Below are 7,262 nucleotides of genomic sequence, written 5' to 3'. Positions count from 1 at the left end.
TTTTTTCTTATTTTTAAAGATTTGTTAACTATTCTATCAAAATTTTTAGGTAATTCAATTTTATTTAAAACATCATTTTCTATATGAAAATCTTTTATGTCATTTTCTATATCTATATCTATATTTTTTTCTATATCTATATAATCCAAGTCTAATTTCTCTAATATACTATTCTTTTTTCTATTTTTATTCATCTTATAAATCCTCCTTTAATTCTTCTTTAAGAATTTTTAAAGATTTCCTAAGATACATCTTTACTGTACTTTCATTTATACTTAGTATTTCTGAAATTTCTTTATATGATAAATTATAGAAATACCTAAGAACTACGACATTTTTCAAATGAACTTCTAATATATCTATAGATTTATATAAATCTATCTTACTATTATTAATAAAATCGGAATTACTTTCCTCAAAATCAACTATACCAAACTCTTCTATGTATTCATTAATATGTTTAATAGTTATCCTCATAATATAATTTTTTAAGTTATTTACCTTAGACATTTTATGTATATTATCATAAATATATAGTATAGTATTTTTCATAATTATTGTTGCATCATCTTCATACTTTGTATGAATATAAGCTAGTTTATAAATAAATTTGCTGTTCATTTTTATAAGCTCTCTTAGGGCTTTTTTATTACCTTTAGTAGCTTTTTCAAATGCAATTTCCCCCATACAAATCTCCTCTCAAATGAACTCTTAAATAAATCTTAATGTCAGCAATTTACAATATTTCTTCTTTATAATTTTACACTTTTTTTCATCTTTCTTCAATATGCCCAATTTTTCATTTTATCTATAAGTATATTTTACTCCATTCCTATTTCATTAAACTTATTCCTATACATGGTCCCAATTAATATTTTCTAAAGATTATTATTTAAGTTTAAATGGTTCTCGTAAAAATAATCTTCTTTTTGTTAATACTTTTTATAAACTAAATTGCATATAAATAATAGTAATTAAAAATATATTTTGTATATTCGAGGAGTTAAATATGAAGAGAAAAAATTTAATAATTAATATTATATTGCTAACCACCTCTACTATGGTTTTAGGTTTTATAAATATGACTTTTAGAGTTTATTTATCAAATAAGATTGGTGCTGAAGGAATGGGGCTATATCAGCTTATAATGAGTATTAATATTGTTTGTCAAACCTTAGCTATTTCGGGTATTAGAGTCACTATGACTAGGTTAGTAGCAGAAGAACTTGGAAAAGGAAATAAACATAAGATTAAAAACATTGTATTGAAGGGATTAATCTATACCTTAATTTGTAGTATTGCAACAGGCATGTTGCTGTATAATTTTACTCCTTTTATAAGTAACTCATGGATTCAGGATGAAAGGGCTATAATACCTCTTAAAATATTATCTTATTCTCTACCTTTTGTAGGTATATCTTGTTGTTTAAATGGTTATTTTTATGGTTGCAGAAAAGTGGTTAAAAGTATAAGCGCCGATGTATTAGAAACTTTAATAATGATAATTATTGTTTCAATATGTGTATCTTCTTTTTCAACAGAAAGATTAGATTATACATGCGCTTTAATAGCAGTGGGTATGTCTATAGGTAATATTTGTGCTACATTTTACTCTTACATATTATACATATTTGATAAGAAAGGTTATTCAATAAATCATAAATTTAAGGATAATAAGTTTTCCTTTTTTAAAATAATTAGAATAGCTATTCCTATGGCATTTAGTGCTTATATTCAAACTTCATTAAAAACTGTAGAAGATATTCTTATACCAAAATCACTTAGGCTATATGGATCTTCAAGTTCTATGTCTTTATCAATCTTTGGTATGGTAAAAGGAATGGTTATGCCTTTATTAGTTTTTCCATCTATATTTTTAGCATCTTTTTCCACATTAATAATACCAGAGATTGCTGAGGCTAATGCATTAAATAGAAGAAATATGGTCAACTACATAATTTCAAAAGTAATGAAATTCACCTTGTTAATAGCAATATTTTCAACAGGAATATTTATTATTTTTGCAGATGAATTAGGAAATACTTTATATAATAGTCAAGAAGTAGGTTATTTACTTAGAATTTTAGCTCCATTAATTCCTTTTATGTATTTAGATAGAGTAGTTGATGGTAGTTTAAATGCACTAGATTTACAAGTTACTACTTTAAAATACAATATAATAGATATGTTTGTCAGAATTACTGCAATTTCAATACTAATTCCAAGGTACGGAATTAAAGGTTTTGTACTAGTTCTATTTATAAGCACAACTTTTAATACATCACTTGGCATATTTAAAATTCTAAGAGTTACTAATTTGCACTTTGATATTTTTGATTGGATTTTAAAACCTACTATTTCTATTGCTTTGTCTAGCTATGCTACTAAAATAATTCTTTATTGTTTACATATTAATAATTCCATCTTTATAAACATAATTCTAGATTTAATCATTTACTTTATAATGCTACTTTTATTTAAAGCTATAAGAAAAAAAGATATACAGTGGTTTATTGATGCATTCAAAACAGATGTCAAAAAAGGAGAATGGGAAGCAATCGGATTATACAAAAATATGTAAAAAAGAGCTTGCACTCTAAATGTGCAAGCTTTTTATTCTATATTATTTAAAAAATCTACAATGTTATTTACAGTAATATTCATTTGTTCATCACTGTTAATTAAAGCTTCTTCATCTCCATCATACAATCCATAATTAGCAAATTGAGAATGGTTTGCTCCTTCTATTTCAACATATTTTGTATCTTGTGGTAATCTTTCTTTAGAATTAATTAGCTCCTCGTAATTTACTATACTATCTTTACTACCTGATATTGATAATACATCAAACCCTAGTTGATTTAAGTTATCTGTTGGATATGATGAAATTAATACTATACCTTCTACATTTTTATTTTTTATAGCATACTTACATGCAATTGTTCCACCAAGTGAATCCCCACCAATAACCCAGCTTTTTATATCTGGATTATCTTCTATGACCTTTGTAGCTCTATCTTCACCAAAAGTTGCATAATTAAATGGCATATCTACAGCTACAACCTTATAACCATAACTTGCAATCATATTACATAATTTAGCATAAGATGAAGCATCAACTTTCTCTCCTGGATAAAAAATAAATCCTTTTGTTGAATTCATATTACTTGGAGTAAAGTATGTATAATTTCCATCAACAGTTACTTGCACTTTAGAATTACTTTCTAAATATCTCTGTGCTTCTTTTTCTAAAGTATAACCATTACTTAACCATATGAAAAAACCTACTACAAATAATGCTAATACAGTTAAAAGTATTATAAATCTTTTTTTCATTTTCTTTGCTTTATTAACTTCATTTTCTTGCTTATTTTTTTCTGCATTGTCTTCATTATTGTAAAGCAAAGGTCTTTCTAATTCCATTGTAATACTAAAAGTGTCATACTTATCCTGACTACTTGACTTTGCTTTCCTTTTTTTCATATTATCCCTCCAAATTTTTAACTACCATTATATTTTAACATATAAATCTAATCATTTCACCTAATTAAATCTATCAATTTTCTTACAAATTATATTTGCTTGTAAATAAGTTATATCAAAATTGTTTTTTATTTTTTAATAAAACGATTTAAAGGGATATAGAAAATTTAATAATTATTCTATATCCCTTATTTTATATCTATTCTTCTATTCTATTATTTTTTTCTTCAACTTGTTCGCGATATTTTAAGAATTCTCTACCTTCTTTTTCAATATATTTCTCTTCATTTTCAAATTCATTATTATTTTCTACAATTGTGAATTCTTCAGTATTACTTTGTACTTCATAACTATTTTCATTTATATTATCCACATCTTTAAGTATATTTTCACCGTCTTCTATAACTTGATTCTCATTATGTTTTTCTGAAACACAATCTATTATTACTTCATCTTCTATTATATTATTTTCAAAATCATATTCTTCAATATATACTTCATTGTTTTCATGACTATTTTCTCGACTTATTTTGCTTCCACAGCATGCACAATAATTTGAATCTATCTCAGTTTTTTCATTGCAATTACCACAGACCATAAATATTTCCTCTTCCTCTTGGACTAAATTATTTCCACATTGAGGGCAAAACTTTTCATTTTTAAAAGCTACATATCCACATTCGCATTTAGTTTTTTTATTTTCTTTTTCTAAACTTCTAAGTTTCATATAATTAGTATAAATATCTATATCTATATGTTTAATTTCTTCACATAATTCATCATAATCTGAATCAATTAATTCATTTTTTCTAATTTTATCAAAAGTCTTAATCCCCATCTGAAGTAAAACTTGTGCTTTTCTATCTTCACAGTCATTTATTTCTTTTTTTATTCTTAATCTCTCAGATTCTTTTTGTATATTTGATAATTTCATATCTTTCATTCTCATCCTCCAAATTAATTAAATATATTTAACTTAAAACCAATTAAAGTAGTTAATAGAGTATATATAAAGGATATAACAATAGTTAAAATAAAGTTGAATCCCATTTGTACAGTACTTATAGAACCAATTATAGAAGCTGCATTATTTCCTATATCTATAGATGTAAATATTGCAATTATTCCCATAATAACTGAGTAAAAAGTACTAAATATTACCACTGGTTTTATTCCTTCTTCTTTCTTGTATTTTAAAGCTAACTTACATCCTACTATTATAAATACTAATGCTGATAAAGCAAGTATTGATCCAAGCATTAATATTAAATCTAAAGACATAGTAGAATTAAATAGAGATAAAGATGATATACTTATTTCTCCTATATTTATAGGTATTAAGTTTGAAAATGACCATAAATACATAGCTAGCTGACTTAGTATAACACCAATATTAATTTGACTTTTATATGAGCTTAGTCCTAATTCATAGATGTAATCTATATTAATTAGGTACATAATAATAAGAATCACAAAAGTTATAATATATCCTATTATTATAGTTTTAAAAGCTAACTTTAATATGCTTATAAATTTATTATCTTTTTCATATTCTTTTTTTAATCCTAAAAATAATACAGACATAAATCCTATAGTAAATCCTTTGAATAATACACTTAACATACTAAATCCGTAATACATTCTATATACATAGGAATTAAATCCATCTGATAAATTTAATCCTTCTTGTGAAACTTTTGCAAGTATACCAAGAATTATGCCATAAGTTATACCAACTCCAATTGAGTTTTTTATATGTTTAGGCAATGATGTATTTTCATTTTTCATAAAAAATCTATATGATATTACCAAAGAAATAACAGGTAAAATCAATAATATTAAAAATCCTAAACTTAAATTTGACGAGCTACTATTCATAAATGATGATATATAAATATCAATATTACCTAAGTTGCTTAAAAGTAATATATGAATAGGATTAATAAGCTGAGATATTTGGTTATTACTACCTATCAAAGTAATTTTTAATATAGTTGAAATTATAAATAATATTAAAATTGCAATAAATGAGGTCATAAATGCTTTTTTAATATTAAAAGTAGTTAATATATCCTTAAATTTAGTTTTCTCTCCTTCACTATCTATAAAATTTAAATTACTCTTTGTAATACCTTCTAGGCTATGTCCACACTTCTCACAATAAAGTCTACATCCTTCTATTTTATTTTTACATTTAGGACAATGATTACTTTTTATCATTCTCATAGTTAAATTATTTGTTTTATTTTTAAAATACATAGTGCCATCAAATTTTGAATAATTATCATATTTTTTAGCAACTTTATTTGAATTTTCTTCTGTATTCATTTTAATTTTCTTCCTCCAATCTTTATATAACTATTTTTCCTAATTATCTAAAAGAATTATACCAAAGTTTTCTTAACTTTTCCTTAATCCAAAAATTAATTATAATTTAATCTAACATATTCTTTTTTCTCTTCATTATTTTCAACATACTCTCATTGCATATTTTAAACTTTTTTAATTATATTTTTCAATTTTATAAATGTAGTTTATTACAAAACTTGTCATAGTAACTATCTTAAAATAAAAAAAGACTATAGTTAGATTTTTATTAAATAAATCTAACTATAGTCTTTTCTATTTATTTTAAGCTTAAGATATTATTAAGCTGTTTGTTCATTTTCATCTTCTACAAGAGCATTAAATTTCTTATCTAATGACCAAAGCGCTATACCACAAACTAGAACTATACCTCCAACTATTCCATATGCTGGTGCAAATGAATAATTTCCTAAGAATTCATATAAATATCCATATGCTTTACCTGCTATAAATATAGCAAATGGCCAAACACCCATCATTAAACCAAGTACTTTAGCTGGCGAGAATTTAGATATAAATGAATTTCCAAGTGGTGAGAATACCATTTCACCAACTGACATTAATACACCTACTGCTATTATCCATAATAAGCTTGCTTGATTATCTCCTCTTATTATTTCAGCTAATACCATTACTCCAAAAGCAGCTCCAAGCAATATCATACCTAAAGCAGTCTTCTTAAACATACTTAAATCTCCTCTTTTAGACTTAGCAAGTTTTGACCAAAATGCTGCTAAAACAGGTCCAAGTAATATACAGCAAAGTGCATTTAATGAATCAAACCAAGAAGAAGGAACAGTAAATCCACCTATAACCCAATTAGCTTTGTTAGCATAATCAAAGTCTGGTCCCCAGTGGTATAATACTGGCATGTAAGTTAAGTACCAAACAATCCAGAATATCGTCGAGAATATAGTAATAAGAATAATTGCTGCAATTCTATGCTTTTCTTTTTTAGTCAGTGGATCATCTTTAGCTACTACTTCTTTTTCTTCAACTTTTGCTTCATTAGTTATTTCATATTTAAATGGTTTCTTACCTATATCACCAAAAGTAGCCTTACCACCAAATATTAACCATAAAGTATCAAGGAATAATAATATAGCACATACTAAGAATGTTTCTCCAAATCCTGCTCCATATGCTATAAATGATACAAAAGTAGTTCCTATAAATGATCCTATATTAACAAAAGAATATTGAACCGAGAAAGCTGAGTCAAGCTGTTCTTTATTATCGAATAATCTACCATTTATACCAGATACATTACCTTTGAATAATCCTGTACCTATAGAAACAAGAATTATCATAGCCCACAAAAGAGCTGGTGATGCTTGAACAGCTGATTGCCATCCACAAGCATATCCAATTGCCATTATAAATGTTCCTAAAGATACACAAAGTCTAGGACT

Annotated in this window: 7 protein-coding genes; 1 reads left to right on the top strand and 6 read right to left on the bottom strand. The window is 25.2% G+C overall.

The features are described from left to right. Together J7G74_RS12790 and J7G74_RS12785 are read right to left on the bottom strand one after the other, a co-directional pair. On the bottom strand, window positions 1-194 hold a 194-nt coding region (locus J7G74_RS12790; RefSeq protein ID WP_297136033.1), incomplete at its 3' end, for a hypothetical protein. Between the two features lies 1 nt (window position 195). Beyond that, the gene (locus J7G74_RS12785; protein ID WP_297136031.1) at window positions 196-687 is read right to left on the bottom strand and encodes a sigma-70 family RNA polymerase sigma factor; all 492 of its coding nucleotides are present in this window, start codon (window positions 685-687) and stop codon (window positions 196-198) included. 322 nt (window positions 688-1,009) lie between these two features. Here J7G74_RS12785 and J7G74_RS12780 point away from each other — a divergent pair, with 322 nt between their 5' ends. Then, window positions 1,010-2,581 carry an oligosaccharide flippase family protein gene (locus tag J7G74_RS12780; RefSeq protein WP_297136030.1) on the top strand — a complete coding sequence of 524 codons (1,572 nt, stop codon included), beginning with the start codon at window positions 1,010-1,012 and terminating at the stop codon, window positions 2,579-2,581. 32 nt (window positions 2,582-2,613) lie between these two features. On the opposite strand, the gene J7G74_RS12775 is transcribed toward J7G74_RS12780, so the two are convergent. The 4 genes from J7G74_RS12775 to J7G74_RS12760 all read right to left on the bottom strand — a co-directional run. Beyond that, a complete protein-coding gene (locus tag J7G74_RS12775; RefSeq protein ID WP_297136027.1) occupies window positions 2,614-3,483 on the bottom strand; it encodes an alpha/beta hydrolase in 870 nt (289 codons plus the stop codon). A gap of 199 nt (window positions 3,484-3,682) precedes the next feature. Continuing rightward, complete coding sequence (locus J7G74_RS12770; RefSeq protein ID WP_297136025.1) at window positions 3,683-4,426, bottom strand: zinc ribbon domain-containing protein; 744 nt, start codon at window positions 4,424-4,426, stop codon at window positions 3,683-3,685. 14 nt (window positions 4,427-4,440) lie between these two features. Beyond that, complete coding sequence (locus J7G74_RS12765; protein WP_297136024.1) at window positions 4,441-5,811, bottom strand: hypothetical protein; 1,371 nt, start codon at window positions 5,809-5,811, stop codon at window positions 4,441-4,443. A 320-nt stretch (window positions 5,812-6,131) separates the two neighbouring features. Next, a partial coding sequence (locus tag J7G74_RS12760; protein WP_297136021.1) for a peptide MFS transporter occupies window positions 6,132-7,262 on the bottom strand: 1,131 nt, incomplete at its 5' end.

The organism is Terrisporobacter sp. (assembly GCF_017888745.1).
GTDB lineage: Bacteria > Bacillota > Clostridia > Peptostreptococcales > Peptostreptococcaceae > Terrisporobacter.
Note: the sequence above shows the minus strand (reverse complement) of the source record. Positions and strands in the feature narration are given on the sequence as shown.

Bases quoted from the DNA above. Each gene is read 5' to 3' on its own strand.
- J7G74_RS12765 (WP_297136024.1), bottom strand. From the start codon at position 5,811: ATGAATACAGAAGAAAATTCAAATAAAGTTGCTAAAAAATATGATAAT.
- J7G74_RS12785 (WP_297136031.1), bottom strand. From the start codon at position 687: ATGGGGGAAATTGCATTTGAAAAAGCTACTAAAGGTAATAAAAAAGCC.
- J7G74_RS12775 (WP_297136027.1), bottom strand. From the start codon at position 3,483: ATGAAAAAAAGGAAAGCAAAGTCAAGTAGTCAGGATAAGTATGACACT.
- J7G74_RS12780 (WP_297136030.1), top strand. From the start codon at position 1,010: ATGAAGAGAAAAAATTTAATAATTAATATTATATTGCTAACCACCTCT.
- J7G74_RS12770 (WP_297136025.1), bottom strand. From the start codon at position 4,426: ATGAAAGATATGAAATTATCAAATATACAAAAAGAATCTGAGAGATTA.